At 69.7% G+C, this 14,745-nt stretch carries 13 protein-coding genes; 1 reads left to right on the plus strand and 12 read right to left on the minus strand.

The features are described 5' to 3' along the window. Window positions 1-139: 139 nt before the first annotated feature. From ACEN96_RS11840 to ACEN96_RS11860, 5 genes are all read right to left on the minus strand, one after another. The gene (locus ACEN96_RS11840; RefSeq protein ID WP_495588210.1) at window positions 140-1,339 is read right to left on the minus strand and encodes an NAD(P)/FAD-dependent oxidoreductase; all 1,200 of its coding nucleotides are present in this window, start codon (window positions 1,337-1,339) and stop codon (window positions 140-142) included. 77 nt (window positions 1,340-1,416) lie between these two features. Further along, window positions 1,417-2,448 carry a serine hydrolase gene (locus ACEN96_RS11845; RefSeq protein ID WP_495588211.1) on the minus strand — a complete coding sequence of 344 codons (1,032 nt, stop codon included), beginning with the start codon at window positions 2,446-2,448 and terminating at the stop codon, window positions 1,417-1,419. A 144-nt stretch (window positions 2,449-2,592) separates the two neighbouring features. Then, the gene (locus ACEN96_RS11850; protein WP_495588212.1) at window positions 2,593-3,066 is read right to left on the minus strand and encodes a hypothetical protein; all 474 of its coding nucleotides are present in this window, start codon (window positions 3,064-3,066) and stop codon (window positions 2,593-2,595) included. Window positions 3,067-3,068: 2 nt separating this feature from the next. Continuing rightward, the gene (locus tag ACEN96_RS11855; RefSeq protein ID WP_495588213.1) at window positions 3,069-3,563 is read right to left on the minus strand and encodes a hypothetical protein; all 495 of its coding nucleotides are present in this window, start codon (window positions 3,561-3,563) and stop codon (window positions 3,069-3,071) included. A 110-nt stretch (window positions 3,564-3,673) separates the two neighbouring features. Continuing rightward, entirely contained in the window at window positions 3,674-5,764 is a 2,091-nt protein-coding gene (locus tag ACEN96_RS11860) for an ATP-dependent helicase (RefSeq protein ID WP_495588214.1), read from the minus strand. Between the two features lie 140 nt (window positions 5,765-5,904). Between ACEN96_RS11860 and ACEN96_RS11865 the strand changes: the two genes are divergently transcribed. Beyond that, the gene (locus tag ACEN96_RS11865; protein ID WP_495588215.1) at window positions 5,905-6,759 is read left to right on the plus strand and encodes a TspO-related membrane protein; all 855 of its coding nucleotides are present in this window, start codon (window positions 5,905-5,907) and stop codon (window positions 6,757-6,759) included. Here ACEN96_RS11865 and ACEN96_RS11870 read toward each other — a convergent pair. The 7 genes from ACEN96_RS11870 to ACEN96_RS11900 all read right to left on the minus strand — a co-directional run bounded on the left by ACEN96_RS11870 (window position 6,674) and on the right by ACEN96_RS11900 (window position 14,658). Continuing rightward, window positions 6,674-7,729 (minus strand): ABC transporter ATP-binding protein, encoded by a 1,056-nt coding sequence (locus ACEN96_RS11870; protein ID WP_495588216.1) that lies wholly within the window; start codon window positions 7,727-7,729, stop codon window positions 6,674-6,676. The two genes, ACEN96_RS11865 and ACEN96_RS11870, sit on opposite strands and share 86 nt — an antisense overlap. Window positions 7,730-7,742: 13 nt before the next feature. Continuing rightward, entirely contained in the window at window positions 7,743-8,627 is an 885-nt protein-coding gene (locus ACEN96_RS11875) for a carbohydrate ABC transporter permease (RefSeq protein ID WP_495588217.1), read from the minus strand. Window positions 8,628-8,643: 16 nt separating this feature from the next. Next, the gene (locus ACEN96_RS11880) at window positions 8,644-9,522 is read right to left on the minus strand and encodes a carbohydrate ABC transporter permease (RefSeq protein WP_495588218.1); all 879 of its coding nucleotides are present in this window, start codon (window positions 9,520-9,522) and stop codon (window positions 8,644-8,646) included. A gap of 113 nt (window positions 9,523-9,635) precedes the next feature. Continuing rightward, complete coding sequence (locus ACEN96_RS11885; protein WP_495588219.1) at window positions 9,636-10,889, minus strand: ABC transporter substrate-binding protein; 1,254 nt, start codon at window positions 10,887-10,889, stop codon at window positions 9,636-9,638. A gap of 100 nt (window positions 10,890-10,989) precedes the next feature. Then, complete coding sequence (locus tag ACEN96_RS11890) at window positions 10,990-12,177, minus strand: maltoporin (protein WP_495588220.1); 1,188 nt, start codon at window positions 12,175-12,177, stop codon at window positions 10,990-10,992. A 244-nt stretch (window positions 12,178-12,421) separates the two neighbouring features. Continuing rightward, window positions 12,422-13,915, minus strand: coding sequence for a sensor histidine kinase (locus ACEN96_RS11895; protein WP_495588221.1), 1,494 nt, complete (start codon window positions 13,913-13,915; stop codon window positions 12,422-12,424). 53 nt (window positions 13,916-13,968) lie between these two features. Beyond that, window positions 13,969-14,658, minus strand: a complete 690-nt coding sequence (locus ACEN96_RS11900) for a response regulator transcription factor (protein WP_495588222.1) — start codon at window positions 14,656-14,658, stop codon at window positions 13,969-13,971. Window positions 14,659-14,745: the final 87 nt, after the last annotated feature.

Consider the following 14,745-nt stretch of genomic DNA (forward strand, 5'->3'; position numbering starts at 1 on the left):
TCGCGGAAGAGGGGGGTGGAAGCATGAGGGCCGGACGCGGTCTGCCGAGATGGCTCGACAGTAGCTCCGCCGGCTCATGCGGCAGGTAGGACGGGGCCTACTGGCGGTGAAGGAGAGAGGCGCGAGAAGCGCGCCGCGATCACGCGAACAGCGCCGCGAGCCGCTTCACGGCCTCCTCACTCATCGCGCGGTCGATGCGCCGATCCGGGTTGTTGAAGTCGTGCTCGCCCTGGGCCTGCACCAGCAGGCCGTCGCGGCGCGGCACGACCATCAGGTTGTGGCCGCGCCAGGCCACCATGTAGTCCACCTCCGGCTGCGGCACCAGCCGCGCGATCTGGCCGCGGACCGGGATCAGCGAGTCGTCGCCGAACAGCGCCCGCGCGCCGTAGCCGGTGCAGTTGACGATCGTGCGCTCGGGCAGGCCGGCCAGCTCGCGCGCATGGGTGAAATCGCGGGTCACGATCTCGCCGCCCTCGCGCAAGAAGTCCTCCAGCAGCAGACGCTGATACGGACGGATGTTGAAGGTCATCTGCGTGAAGCGCCGCGCGTGCGGCACCGGGAACGGGTGCTGCGCCGGCGTCAGCGTCATCGAGCGCGGATGCAGGTCGGGGATGAGTTCGAGCAGGTCGGGATAGTCCGGTTCGGCGGCGCTGCCGTGCGCGCTGGCGTCGGGCAGCGGCTGGTCGAAGGGCGTGTCCGACAGCACATAGCCATCCCGCCACTCGACCGGCGAGCCCGCCAGGCCCAGCAGGTCCTGCCAGGCGCGGAAGCTGTGGCGCGCCATGCGCTCCCACATCGCGTTGAAGGCGGGCGTCGCGTGCGCCTCCGACACGATGCGCGAATCGGGCGACCACATGCCGGTCGCGAAGGTCGAGGCGACCTCGGGCGGACGCTCGCGGCAATAGATGCGGACCTTCAGGCCGGCGCGCTGGGCGACGCGCGCGGTCGTCAGGCCGACGGCGCCGCTGCCGATGATGGCGATCCGTCTGGCGCCGGTCTCGCGGATCAGCGGCAGCGCGCCCAGCGTGGCGGAGCCCCACGACAGCGACCAGCCGGCGCCGCCGTGGCCATAGTGATGGATGACCGTCTTGCCATGCAGCCGCTGCGCCTCGATGCGAGGTCCTTGGACGCGGAAAGGACGCGTGCAGACGGTGATGTCGACGATGCGGTCCGCCGATACCCGCATGCGGGCCGGGCGCGGCGGTTCCGCGAAGGGGAGCGAACCCGGTGCGGCCGCGCCGGCGCCGGGCGCCGTGGGATCCGGCGATTGGGAACGGCCGGCGAGCGGCCATGCGGCGGCCCAGGCGCTCGCGGCGCCGAGCCAGTGACGGCGGTTCATGGGAACTCCTCGGGTCACCGGCTCGAGGCCGGAAATGGGCGGACGGCCGGGCGGCCTTGTCCGCGATCAGGGGGGTGTCAGCTCAGCTTGGCCAGCGACTTGCGGATGGCCGCGGCGTCGCGCAGGCGCTGGGCCGAACCATCGGCGTCCAGCAGCACGACGGTGATCGTCTGGCCGCCGCTCTTCATCCGCATCGCCAGGCAGCGGCCGGCTTCCTCGGTGTAGCCGGTCTTGGACAGGCGGATGTCCCAGCCCTTGGCGCCCACCAGATGGTTGGTGTTGCGCAGCTCGCGCGGCCGGCCGTTGACCTCGACCTCGCTGGACTTGTCGCTGCTGATTCTCGCGATGACCGGATAGCGGGCCGCGGCCGCGGCGATGCGGGCGACCTCGGCGGCCGTCGAGGTGTTGGCCGGCGACAGGCCGGTGGGATCGGCCAGCGCGGTGTGGCTCAGGCCCAGCGCGCGGATCTTGGCGGCCACCGCCGCCTCATAGGCCGGCAGGCCGCCCGGGAAATGGCGTGCCAGCGCGGACGCGGCACGGTTCTCGGACGAGATCAGCGCCAGCTCCAGCGCCGCCTCGCGGGTCATCGTGGCGCCCACCTTCACGCGCGAGCGGCTGTGCTTGAGGCGGTCCACGTCGGCGTCGTCGATGCGGATCTCCTCGTCCATGTCCTGCTTCGCGTCGAGCACCACCATCGCCGTCATCAGCTTGGTCAGCGAGGCGATCGGCACGACGGTGTCGGCGTCCTTGGCCATCAGCACCCGGCCGCTGTCGTCGATGACCAGCATGTGGCGGGCGTTGACCGGGAGCTTCATCAGCGGCCCGTCGGACGGCGCGGGCGCCTGCAGCGGCGGGATGGCGGCGGGCTGCGGCGCCTGCGCCACCGCCGAGGCGGAGGGCGCCGGCGCGGAGGCGGCGTGCGGGTCCGGCGTCACGACGCCCGACGGGCTGATCGCGGCCGTGGTGGGGGAGGTGGTGGGGACGACGACCTCGGGGTCGCTGCTGGCGGCCTGCACGATCAGGCAGCCGCAGGTCAGCAGCAGCGCCGGCAGCGCGAGGCGCCAGTTCGTGTGGGCGAGGGTGCGGAGAACGGTGTCGCGGATCGTCACGGCGGTCGGGCGGGGGCTGGCGGCGGAGAGGAGGGCAGCAGCGCTGCTGCCCGAGGGTCATGTATTGACTGGCGCGGAGTTTAATTTCTTCCGGATCGGCGTCCATCGGGGGTTGCCGTAACGTGCGTTACGCAGGCGAAGCCTTCATGTGAAGCGCGCAACGAACGACGCCCTGTAGCGGCGGAGCTTGGCGACGAGCCCCTCTTCATCCTCTCGGCGATCCGCCACTTGGGAAGGCTGGTCATCCCGAGGCTGCCGGACAAGGGTGGCCAAGACGTCGCCGACGCAAGTCAGACGCCGCTGGACCAAACGATAGAGGCTGCTCACGTTCATCCTCGAGTCGGTCTCCTGCCAGATCTCGTGACCCTGGCCGTCCAGGATGGAGAGCACGGTGCGGGTGATCCACGGGTCGGGAGTCGCCCCTTGGAACGGACACAGCTGAGGATATTGATAGAGGGCGAACCGGAAGCCCATATGGGCTGCCTCGTATCGCAACGCAGTGGGCGGGTGCGTGGGGTCACCCGGAACGGGCGGCGAGATCCGCCATTCGACTTCCCGAAGAAGTGTCTTTGTGTGAAGGGAAGATGCGAGCAATTGCGCTTCGATGTTGACGGACACGTTCACCCCCATTGCAGGTCAGCGGAAGCCTGGGACAAATGAATCAAGGCACGATTGAGCGCGTTGCGCGCGTCACCGGCAGCGACGGCGATCCGGGATGAATCGAGATCGACGCGGCCTACCGCGTCTCGGATGTCTCGAATCGCCAGGTTCGCGATCTCGCGAGACTCGGGCGTTGCAAACGGCAGCGCCGTCTCGAGCCGTGCGGATGCAGAGAACAGCTCTTGGCGCAAGGGCAGCCACGGCAGCGCTGGCTCCTCCAACATCCGGTCCAAAGCGGCCAGCGAGAGCGCCAATTTCTCAGTGATGGACGGCAATTGCGCGCGCGATCGAAACGACAGCCGGACATTTCGCACCTGCCACCACACGCCGATCGTGATCGCGAAGCTGATCAGGCCGACGGCCGTGTTGATGTCCTGGATCCACTGCGGGATCAGACTGGGAGGACAGACCACAGCGAAAGTGGCGGCGGCCATGGCGATGAGCGGGTACTGCATGCGTCCATGCTAGGAGCACTCCAGCGGGTCGCCGTTCACCGAGTTGCAGCCGTGCGACGAACGCGGCGGGGGAGCACCGATGGGGGATTGCCTCGCCCGGAAGGGGGTTCTCAGTCCCAGGCCTTGCGCAGCTTCGCCGCGACGTCCATCGCCGGCTTCACCAGCTCCGGCAGCGCCGCCTGCGGCTGGTTGGCAGGGCCGGCCTTGTCGAAGTGGCGCACCACTTTCCCGGGCAGGAAGCGCGACACGCTCGCGTAGAGGTGGCGGTCGCCGTGCCGCGTCTGCTGCGTCACGTAGAAACGCTGCGGCACCATCACCGCCAGGTGGTCCTTGGCCCGCGTCATCGCCACGTACAGCAGCCGCCGCTCCTCCTCGATCTGCGCCTGCGCGCCCGTGCTCAGGTCCGACGGCATGCAGCCGTCCACGCAGTTCAGCAGGTAGACCGCGTTCCACTCCTGCCCCTTGGCCGAATGGATCGTCGACAGGATCAGGTAGTCCTCGTCCTTGAGCGGCACGCCGGACTCGTCGCTGCTGGCCTCCGGCGGGTCCAGCGTCAGCTCGGTCAGGAAGCGCTCGCGCGAGCCGTGGCCCTGCGCGATCCGCGCCACCTGCTCCAGGTCGGCGAGGCGCACCGGCGCATCGTCATGCAGCCGCTCCAGGTGCGGGGCGTACCACTCGACGATCTCCTCCAGGTCCAGCGGCCATTCGGAGCCCGCGATCAGCCGCAGCATCAGCGCGCGCAGGCCGGCCCAGGCCGCGGCGGCCGCGCGCGGCGGCTCGAAGTCGCGCAGGGCCTGCGCGGGATCCGCCGCGGGCGACATCGCGTCGAGCAACCGGCGCGCGCTTGCCGGTCCGAAACCCGGCAGCAGCTGCGCGACGCGGAAACCGGCCAGCCGGCCGCGCGGGTTCTCGGCCCAGCGCAGCACGCTGAGCACGTCCTTCACATGCGTGCTCTCGAGGAATTTCAAGCCGCCGAACTTCACGAACGGAATGTTCCGGCGCGTCAGCTCCAGCTCCAAGGGCGCGCTGTGGCTGGAAGTCCGGAAGAGCACCGCCTGCTTCTTCAGCTTCAGCCCCTGCTCACGGCGCTCGAGCACCTTGTCCGCGACCCACAGCGCCTGGCGCGCCTCGTCGTCGACGGTGACCAGCTGCGGCCGTTCGCTCGAGGCCTTGTCGGTCCAGAGCCGTTTCTCGTGGCGCTCGCGCGCCATCGCGATCACCGCGTTGGAGGCATCGAGGATGGTCTGAGTCGAGCGGTAGTTGCGCTCCAGCGCGACCACGCGCGCGGGCGGCTCGAACTGCGCCGGGAACTCCAGGATGTTGCGGACCTCGGCCGCCCGGAACGAGTAGATCGCCTGCGCGTCGTCGCCCACCACCGTCAGGCGGTCGCCGCGCGGCTTCAGCCGTCTGAGGATCGTCGCCTGCAGCCGGTTGGTGTCCTGGTACTCGTCGACCAGCACGTGCTGGAAGCGCTCGCCGAGCTCGGCCGCCAGCGTGTCGTCGCTCATCAGTTCGGCCCAGTAGAGCAGCAGGTCGTCGTAGTCCAGCAGCTGCTGGTGCTGCTTCTCCTGGACGTAGGCCTTGAACAGGCGCTTGAGCTCGTCGTGCACCGGGAAGCACCAGGGGAAGTGCTCCTGCAGCACCTGGTCGAGCCGGGCCTCGCTGTTGACCACGCGCGAGTAGATCGTCAGGCAGGTGGCCTTCAGCGGGAAGCGCTCGGTGGTCTCGGCAAGGCCCAGGGCCTGGCGCTGCAGGCCCATCAGGTCCTCGGCGTCGGCGCGGTCCAGGATGGTGAAGTTGGGCGCGAGACCGATGCGATGGGCGTACTCGCGCAGCAGGCGCGCGCCGACGCTGTGGAAAGTGCCCGCCCAGGGGAAGCGCGGCGGCGCCTGCGTGCCGCTCAAGCCGAGCGCGCGATGCAGCACGCGGCCGGCGCGGCGCTCCATCTCGCCGGCGGCGCGGCGGGAGAAGGTCAGGAGCAGGAGGCGCTGCGGATCGGCGCCCGACTGGATCAGGCGCGCGACCCGCGCGGCCAGCGTCTTGGTCTTGCCCGAGCCGGCGCCGGCGATCACCAGCAGCGGGCCGTGCCCGCGAATGCCGTGTTCATCGAGCCCGTGCTCGACCGCCGAGCGCTGCTCGGGATTCAGGTCGGCGAAGACGTCGGCCGCGCGGGGCGGGGCGTCGGCGAGGGCGGAGGACATGGGGCGGCATCATAGCTGTATGCAAAAACAGTGGACCGCGGAGGCCGCTGGCCCTCACCCCTCCCTCTCCCGCAAGCGGGCGAGGGTGTAAGAGTGGGGTACGCGCATTGCCAAGGGGGAGCAAACTCCCCGCCATCGCCATGCTTCAAGTGCTCGTCATCCTCGCGGCCCTGTCCATGCCACTCGTGGCCTGGGCTTCCCAGCGCGGCGTCTTCGGCCCCGACAACGGCACGATCTCGGACCGCTATCCGACCCTGCTGGTCGCGGACGGCTACGCGTTCTCCATCTGGGGCGTGATCTTCCTGCTCGACCTGGTCTTCGCCGTCTGGCTGCTGCGCGGTCAGCGCCCGGTCCCGGACCGCGAGGGCCATCGCGATTCCCATCGCTGCCACTGGCTCGTCGTGACCGGCTTCGCGCTCACCGCCAGCTGGATGATCGTGTTCTCCCGCCAATGGTTCTGGCTCGCGCTGGCCATCATCTGGCTGTCGCTGGTGTGCCTGCTGTGGGCGCTGATGCTGGTGGCCCGCGCCGTGCCGCGCGGCGCGCAATCGTGGCTCGCCGTCCTGCCGCTGGCGCTGCACAGCGGCTGGCTCTCCCTGGCCGCCTTCCTCGACACCGCGCAGACCGCCGTCGCGCAGCAGCTGCTGCCCACCGTCGATCAACTGCCCTGGACGCTGGTCCTGTGGGCGCTCGCGGCCTTGCTGCTGCTGGTGGCCAACGCGCGGCTGCATGCGCCCGGCACCGGCCCGGCGGCGCTGGGCTACGCCGCCGCGGCGATCTGGGGACTCGCCGGCGTCCACGTCAAGCAGAGCGCCTCACCGATGCCCGGCGCCGCCGGCTCGGCCTGGATCGCGCTGATCCTGGCCGCCGTGCTCGCCGCGCAGACCCTGTGGCTGCGCCTGCGGCCGGTCAGGCCAGGCGGCGCTCGTCCTTCGCGTCGAACAGATGGGCCGCTTCCGCCGCCCACTGCAGGTTCACCGCGTCCCCGACCTTGAGGTGCGGATTGCCCGCCACGCGCGAGGTGATCGGCCCCATCGCCGTGTCCACCAGCAGATAGGTCTCGGGACCCGTCGGCTCGATCATCTTCAGCCGCCCCTGCACGCCGCTGTCGCTCAGCCGGATGTGCTCCGGACGCAGCCCGTAGAGCACGCCATCGCCCTTGATCGTGGCCTGCTGCGCCGCGTTCACCGGCAACGCCACGCCCTGCGCCGCCAGCCCGTCCGCGCTGCGCGCGGCGCTGACGAAGTTCATCGTCGGCGAGCCGATGAACTCGGCCACGAAGCGGTTCGCGGGCCGCGTGTAGATCTCCTCCGGCGTGCCGAACTGCTGCACCAGTCCGTCGCGCATCACCGCGATCCGGTCGCCCAGCGTCATCGCCTCGACCTGGTCGTGGGTCACGTAGACCGTCGTGGTCCGCGTGCGCTGATGCAGCAGCTTGATCTCGGCGCGCATCTCGATGCGCAGCTTCGCGTCCAGGTTGGACAGCGGCTCGTCGAACAGGAACAGCTTCGGATCGCGCGCCAACGCGCGCCCCATCGCCACGCGCTGGCGCTGGCCGCCGGACAGCTGGCCCGGCTTGCGGTCGAGCAGGTGCCCGATCTGCAGCATCTTGGCCACGCGCTGCACGGTCTCGTCGCGCCTGGCCCTGGGCACCTTGCGCATCTCCAGCCCGAACGCGATGTTCTGCGCGACGTTCATGTTGGGATAGAGCGCGTAGCTCTGGAACACCATCGCGATGTCGCGGTCCTTGCTCGGCAGGTAGGTGACGTCGCGGTCGCCGATGTGGATGGCGCCCGAGGTCGGATGCTCCAGCCCGGCGATCATCGCCAGCAGCGTCGACTTCCCGCAGCCCGACGGGCCCACGAGGATCAGGAATTCGCCGGCCTCGATCGACAGGTCGATGCCCTTGAGGATGTCCGCCGCGCCGTAGCTCTTGCGGACCTGAGAAATGGTGAGCGCGCCCATGCGTTGACTCCTCTTAACCCTTGACGGCGCCGGCGGTGAGCCCGCGCACGAAGTACTTGCCCGCGACCACGTAGACCACGAGCGTCGGCAGCGCGGCGATCAGCGCCGCGGCCATGTCCACGTTGTATTCCTTGACCGAGCTGGACGTGTTGGCCAGGTTGTTCAGGCCGACCGTGATCGGCTTGCTGTCGGCCCCGGAGAACACGACCCCGTACAGGAAGTCGTTCCAGATCGAGGTGAACTGCCAGATCAGCGTCACCACGAGGATGGGCGTCGACAGCGGCACCACGATGCGCCAGAAGATCTGCCAGAACGAGGCCCCGTCCAGCGTCGCCGCCTTGATGAGCTCGTCGGGCAGGCCGGCGTAGTAGTTGCGGAAGAACAGCGTGGTCGAGGGCATGCCCGCCAGGATGTGCACCAGGATCAGGCCCCACACCGAGCTGGCGATGCCCAGCGCGCCCAGCACCTGGCTCATCGGCAGCAGCACCACCTGCATCGGCATGAACACGCCGAACAGCAGCAGCCCGAACAGCAGCTCGCTGCCGCGGAAGCGCCACTTGGTCAGCACGTAGCCGTTGATCGCGCCCAGCGCCGTCGAGATCAGCACCGCCGGCACCACCATCAGCACCGAGTTCATGAAGAAGGGCTTCAGGCCGCCGCAATCGGTGCCGGTGCAGGCGCTGGTCCAGGCCTTGGACCAGGCGTCCAGCGACGGGCTCAGCGGCAGCGACAGCAGCGTGCCGCCCCGCACCTCGTCCATGCTCTTGAGCGAGGTGCTCAGCATCACGTACAGCGGCGCCAGGAAGAAGGCCGCGAACACCAGCAGCACCGTCCACAGCAGCAGCCGCTGCGCGGTCAGGGCCCGGGCCCGGGCGGGAGAGGAAAGGGAAGGACTCATGTCGCGTCGCTCCGGCTTACTGCTTCGAGCGGAGCTCGGAATAGAGATAGGGCACGACGATGGCCGCGATGGTGGCCAGCATCATCGTGGCGCTGGCCGCGCCCAGGCCGATCTGGCCGCGCGAGAACGCCATCGTGTACATGAAGGTCGCCGGCAGGTCGGTGGCGTAGCCGGGGCCGCCGGCCGTCAGCGCCATCACCAGGTCGAAGCTCTTGATCGCGATGTGCGCCACGACCATCAGCGTCGAGAAGAACACCGGCCGCAGCGTCGGGATGATGATGCGCCAGTAGATCCGCGGCAGCGAGGCGCCGTCGACCTGCGCGGCCTTGATGATCGAGTCGTCGATGCCGCGCAGCCCCGCCAGGAACAGCGCCATCACGAAGCCCGACGACTGCCACACGCCGGCGATGACGATGCAGTAGATCGCCATGTCCGGGTCGACCAGCCAGCCGAAGCTGAAATTCTCGAAGCCCCATTGCTGCATCAGGTGCTCGATGCCCAGGCCCGGGTTGAGGATCCATTTCCACGCCGTGCCGGTGACGATGAAGGACAGCGCCATGGGGTACAGGTAGACGGTGCGCAGCACGCCTTCGCCGCGGATCTTCTGATCCAGCAGGATCGCCAGCAGCAGGCCCAGCGCCATCGCGCCGCCGATGAACAGCGCGCCGAAGATGCCCAGGTTGGTCAGGGCCAGCCACCAGCGTTCGTTGTCGAACAGCGCGCGGTACTGCGCCAGGCCGACGAACTCGTAGTTCGGCAGCAGCCGCGACGCGGACAGCGACAGGTAGCCGTTCCACGCCATCAGGCCGTAGATGAAGAGGAAGGAGACGAGGAAGGTCGGCGCGACCACCAGCTTCGGAAGCCAGGGACTGCGCGGGGCTCGGGGAGCGGACATGCGGAGCGGACCTGCAAGGGCGCCGGCGTGGCGCGTGGAAAGGAACGTGGCGAAACGCGGAGGGCCCGCGAACGCCCTCTCCCGCGCGCGGGAGAGGGGCAGGGGTGAGGGTATTACTTCGTCTTGGCGGCGGCCACCAGGCGGGCCTGCGCGTCCTTGGCGCTCATCCGGTCGCTGTTCCAGAACTGGCTCACGACGTCCTTCATCGCGCCCTCGGCCGCGGCCGGGACCGCCATGCCGTGCGCGATCGACGGCACCAGCGTGCCGGACTTGGCATCGGCGGCGAAGTCCGTGGCCGACTGCTTGGCGCAGTCGTCGAACTTGTCCATCTTCATGCCGGTGCGCACCGGGATCGAGCCCTTGTTCAGGTTGAACAGCTCCTGGAACTCCGGCGACATGATCGCGGTGGCCAGGTCCTGCTGCGCCTTCTCGTTGGCGGCGTTCTTCAGCTTGAACAGCGCGAACGAGTCGATGTTGAAGGTGAAGGACTTCTGCGTGCCGGGCGCGGCGACGCACAGCACGTCCTTGCCCGGCGTCTTGCCGGCGGCGACCCATTCGCCCTTGGCCCAGTCGCCCATCAGCTGCATGCCGGCCTCGCCCTTGATCACCATCGCGGTGGCCAGGTTCCAGTCGCGGCCGGCGGCGTTCTTGTCGGTGTAGTCCTTGATGCGCTTGAAGGTCGTGAGCACCTTCTCCATCTGCGGACCGGACAGCGTCGCGGGGTCGAGCTGCACCAGCGCCTTCTTGTAGAAGTCCACGCCGCCCACGCCCAGCGCCACCGATTCGAAGGTGGTGAAGTCCTGCCAGTTCTGGCCGCCGTGCGCGACCGGCACGATGCCCGCCTTCTTCAGCGCCTCGGCGGTGGCGAAGAACTCGTCCCAGGTCGTGGGCAGCTTGGCGCCCGCCTTCTTCAGCGCCTCGGGATTGACCCACAGCCAGTTCACGCGGTGCACGTTGACCGGCGCGGCGATGTAGTGGCCCTGGTACTTCATGATGCTGGCCACCACCGGCGGGATCACCTCGTCCCACTTGCCGGCCTTGGCCACGCTGTCGACGTTGGTCAGCACGCCCTCGGCCGCCCATTCCTGCAGCGACGGGCCCTTGATCTGCGCCGCCGCGGGCGCGTTGCCCGAGACCACGCGCGACTTCAGCACCGTCATCGCGGAGTCGCCGCCGCCGCCGGCGACCGCGAAGTCCTTCCAGGTGTGACCCTGCTTCTGCAGCGTCGCCTTGAGCGCGGTGGCGGCCTTGGCCTCGCCGCCGCTGGTCCACCAGTGCAGGACCTCGACCTCGCCGGCCTGGGCCGCGCCGGCGGCCATCAGCGCGCACAGCGCGGCGGCCCGGGAAAGTTGCTTGAATTGGTGCATGCCGTTGTCTCCGTGTCGTCGGGGGGTTGGAGCGAATGTTGTCATGGGATGTCGGACGAGCCGGGGCGGGGACCGCCCCTCGGACCCGCGCGCCGCAGCGTCAGAACCAGACCTCGACCTGGGCGCCGAAACTGGTGCCGGAGGTCTGGCCGTCGTAGCCGGGCTCGCCGGTCACGTTGCCGGCGGCCTTGTTCCACTTGGCGTGGGTGACGTAGAGGCGGAACTCGGGTCGGTCCATCAGGGCCGGGCCGGTCGACAGGGTCGGCGCGAAGGTCACCTTGGTCAGGCGGGCGCGCTGACCGCCATCGGGCTTGTATTGCGACACGCCGGCCTCGGTGAGCAGCTTGAAGTTGCGGGTGACCCCGTAGGACACGCGACCGCCGATCGAGGTGGACACCGTGGCCTTGCCGGCGTTGTCCTTCTCGTTCGCCCACAGCAGCATGCCCATGCCGCCCCAGGCACCTTGCTGGAAGTTGACCGATTCGACGATGCGGAACTTCTTGGCGGCCGAGGTGTCGGTCTGGTTGCCGAAGTTGGAGTTCAGCCCGGCCGAGCCCTGGGCATACTGCACCCACAGCACGTTGTTCAGGGCGCTGCCGAAGAGCTTCTCCTGCACGTGCTTGGCGGCCAGGCCCCAGCCGTTGGTGCCGCCGGCGAACTGCGACTTGGTGACGGTGCCGAAGAAGTTCAGCGTGCCGCCCGGGTTGGTGGGCATGTCGACGTACTCGACGTTGCCGCGGTGGCCGGGACGCTGGTTGTTGTCCTTGTCGTTGGTGTAGTACGCCACGCCCAGCTTGCCCGGGCCCAGCGCCAGGCCCTTGATGCCGGCGCCGATGCCGGCCATCTCGGTGAAGTAGGTGTCGACGATGTGCACGTCGCCGCGGCGGCCGCGTTCCTTGCCGGCCCAGACGGTGGCCTCGGGGGCGAAGTCGAAGCCCTTGGCCTCGGCGTACATCTGCGCCAGGCGCATGTGCTTGGCGTCGTCGGCGTCCGAATGGGGGTTCCAGTAGTCCGTCATCAGCACGACCTTGTAGTCGATGCCGTCCTTCTTGAAGCCCTGGGCGAGCTGGAACTCGCCGTAGATGTCGCACTCGTTGCCGAGGCGGTACTTCATGCCGCTGGTGCCGCCCTGCAGGGCGTAGCAGGCGCGGCTCACGCCGCCGTCGGTGGTGCCGCCGGGGCCGGCGCGGAAATAGCCGGTGAAGTCGACGGCTTGGGCGGATCCGGCGGCCAGCAGCAGGCCAGCGGCCGTGGAAAGCGTTGCGCGCAGGCGCGGGGTGCGAGTCATGTTCAGTCTCCGGTGTGTGGGTCCGATCAGTGGCGCTCCGGGCGTGCAGCCGTTAATCAGACGTTCATTTTTCTTGCATGCGGGCTGAACTTTAATTTTCCATTAATGAAACTATATTGGTGCTTACCACTAGCGTTGTCGCCCCTGAATGGGATGCCGCGCGGGCGAGTGGCGGCCTCGCCGCGCCGCATTGGGGCGCTTGGGCGATGCGTGAATGAAACCGCAGGGAATCGGGGAAGGCGGCTCAGCCCGCCAGCGGCAGGGTGATCGAGGCCCGCAGGCCGCGCGGCTCGGCGCCGGAGAGCGCGATGTGGCCGCCATGGCGCTCGACGATCTCCTTGACGATCGCCAGGCCCAGGCCGCAGCCGTTGCCCTCGTGGGTGCCGCGGAAGAAGCGCTCGAAGGCCTGCTCGCGGATCGCCTCGGGGATGCCGGGGCCGTTGTCGGTGACGACCAGTTCGGCGCGGCCGCGCGCCCGGTGCACCTGCACCGTGATGCGGGCGCCGCGGCCGGCGTAGCGCAGCGCGTTGTCGACCAGGTTGACCAGCGCCTCGCGCAGCAGCAGGGGGATGCCGACGATCTCGACCGGCCGCTCGGGCGCGTCGCCCGGGGCCGCGCCGGCCTCGGGCGCGCGCTCCTCGAGCTGCGACGCGGAGAGGCACTCCGGATCGCCGTCGGGCCCGTCGTAGCCCAGGTCCACGTTCTGCTGCAGCGCGCGCGGCACCAGTTCGGCGGTGACCTCGCGGGCCAGGCGGCCCAGGTCCACGCGCACCTGGGTCTGGCGCGTCACCGATTCCGGCTCGGTGCGCGCGAGCGCCAGCAGCTGGTTCACCAGGTGGGCGCTGCGCGTGGCGCTCTCATGGACGCGGGCCAGCCGCATCGTCAGCGGGCCGGGCGGCGCCTCGGCCAGGGCGAGCTCGCTCTGGCTCTTCAAGCCGGCCAGCGGCGTGCGCAGTTGATGCGCGGCATCGCTGATGAAGCGGCGCTGGCCCTGCACGTTGTGCCGCACCGCCTCGAGCAGGTCGTTGATCGCCTGCGCCAGCGAGCGCAGCTCCTGCGGCGCGGCGTCGAGCTCGATCGGACGCAGGTCGTTGGGCTTGCGGCCCTCGACGAGGCGGCGCAGCCGCATGATCGGCGCCAGGCCCGCGCCCACGCCGGCCCACACGATCATGCTCATCAGCACGATCAGCACCGACAGCGGCAGCATGGTGTCGATCAGCAGCCGGCGCGCGAGCAGCTCGCGGTTGGCGCTGGAGCGCGCGACCTGCACCAGCATGGTCTGCTGGGCCTTGGGGTTCTCGCCGAACTGCAGGTAGAGCGCGGCCACGCGCACCGGCGCGGCGGGGCGGCCGTCGTCGGCGTCGAGTTCGCCGTCGTAGAACTGCGCCTGGCCCAGCGGCGGACTGGCGGGCATGGCGGGCGGGCTGGGCAGGTTGCGGTTGCCGAGGATGAACTGCCCCGGCGGCGAACTGACGGTGTAGAGCAGCTTGTCGCTGGGATCGGCCTCGAGCACGTCCTGCGCGGCGCGCGGGAAGTCGATCAGCAGGCCGTTGCCCATCGGCTTGACCTGGCGCGCGAGCGAGCGCGTGGCCTGCAGCAGCGCGGCGTCGACGGCCTCGTTGGCATAGCGGCCGGCGAGCCGGTAGCTGAAGACGGCGCCGGCCAGCCACAGCACGACCTGCGGCAGCAGCAGCCACAGCAGCAGCTGGCGCTTGAGCGAGAAGCGCGACGGGGCCATGGGTCGGGGCGGCGGGGCGGGACGGGGCGCGGCGAGGAGGGGGACGCGCGCCGTCAGGCGCGTTCCAGCTCCAGCAGGTAGCCCAGGCCGCGCACGGTGCGGATGGCCACCTGCGCGCCCTCGAGCTTGCGGCGCAGGCGATGGATGTAGACCTCGACGGCGTTGGTCGCCGCGCCGCTGTCGGTGACGGCGGTGCCGGAGCGGTCGCCCGACCAGGCCTGGTTGATCTGCTCCTTCGTGATGACGCGGCCCTGGTGCGTGAGCAGCAGGTCGAGCAGGTCGAACTCGCGCGGGCTGAGCTCCAGCATCTCGCCGCGCACCTGCGCGCTGCGGGTCTCGCGCTGCATGCTGAGCTGGCCCAGCTCGGTGCTGGCCTTGGAGGCGCGGCTGCGGCGCAGCAGCGCGCGCAGTCGGGCCTCGAGTTCGGGGAAGTCGAAGGGCTTGGTCAGGTAGTCGTCGGCGCCGGCGTTGAGGCCGGCGACGCGGTCCTCCAGGCTGTCGAGCGCGGTGAGGATCAGCACCGGCAGCGAGGCGTCGGTCTGGCGCAGCTGCTTGAGGACCTCGATGCCGCCGACCATGGGCAGTCCCAGGTCGAGCACGACCACGTCGAACTGCTGCTTGGCGAGCAGGTATTGCGCGACCGCGCCGTTGGGCGCGTGCTCCACGGTGAAGCCGCTGGCGCGCATCTGTTCGCACAGGGCGTCGGCCAGGATCGCATCGTCTTCGGCGAGCAACAGGTTCATGAAAGGAAGATTAACAGGGCGGCGCCAGGCCCTTCCCTGGGGCAAGCCCGGGTCGGCACTCCTGCACGCGGCCCGCGGATGTAGGGC

The organism is Roseateles sp. Mitsp63 (genome assembly GCF_059491535.1).

Excerpts from the sequence above, each read along its gene's own strand:
- ACEN96_RS11840 (WP_495588210.1), bottom strand. The coding sequence starts at position 1,339 with ATGAACCGCCGTCACTGGCTCGGCGCCGCGAGCGCCTGGGCCGCCGCA.
- ACEN96_RS11855 (WP_495588213.1), bottom strand. The coding sequence starts at position 3,563 with ATGCAGTACCCGCTCATCGCCATGGCCGCCGCCACTTTCGCTGTGGTC.
- ACEN96_RS11860 (WP_495588214.1), bottom strand. The coding sequence starts at position 5,764 with ATGTCCTCCGCCCTCGCCGACGCCCCGCCCCGCGCGGCCGACGTCTTC.
- ACEN96_RS11865 (WP_495588215.1), top strand. The coding sequence starts at position 5,905 with ATGCTTCAAGTGCTCGTCATCCTCGCGGCCCTGTCCATGCCACTCGTG.
- ACEN96_RS11870 (WP_495588216.1), bottom strand. The coding sequence starts at position 7,729 with ATGGGCGCGCTCACCATTTCTCAGGTCCGCAAGAGCTACGGCGCGGCG.
- ACEN96_RS11875 (WP_495588217.1), bottom strand. The coding sequence starts at position 8,627 with ATGAGTCCTTCCCTTTCCTCTCCCGCCCGGGCCCGGGCCCTGACCGCG.
- ACEN96_RS11880 (WP_495588218.1), bottom strand. The coding sequence starts at position 9,522 with ATGTCCGCTCCCCGAGCCCCGCGCAGTCCCTGGCTTCCGAAGCTGGTG.
- ACEN96_RS11885 (WP_495588219.1), bottom strand. The coding sequence starts at position 10,889 with ATGCACCAATTCAAGCAACTTTCCCGGGCCGCCGCGCTGTGCGCGCTG.
- ACEN96_RS11890 (WP_495588220.1), bottom strand. The coding sequence starts at position 12,177 with ATGACTCGCACCCCGCGCCTGCGCGCAACGCTTTCCACGGCCGCTGGC.
- ACEN96_RS11895 (WP_495588221.1), bottom strand. The coding sequence starts at position 13,915 with ATGGCCCCGTCGCGCTTCTCGCTCAAGCGCCAGCTGCTGCTGTGGCTG.
- ACEN96_RS11900 (WP_495588222.1), bottom strand. The coding sequence starts at position 14,658 with ATGAACCTGTTGCTCGCCGAAGACGATGCGATCCTGGCCGACGCCCTG.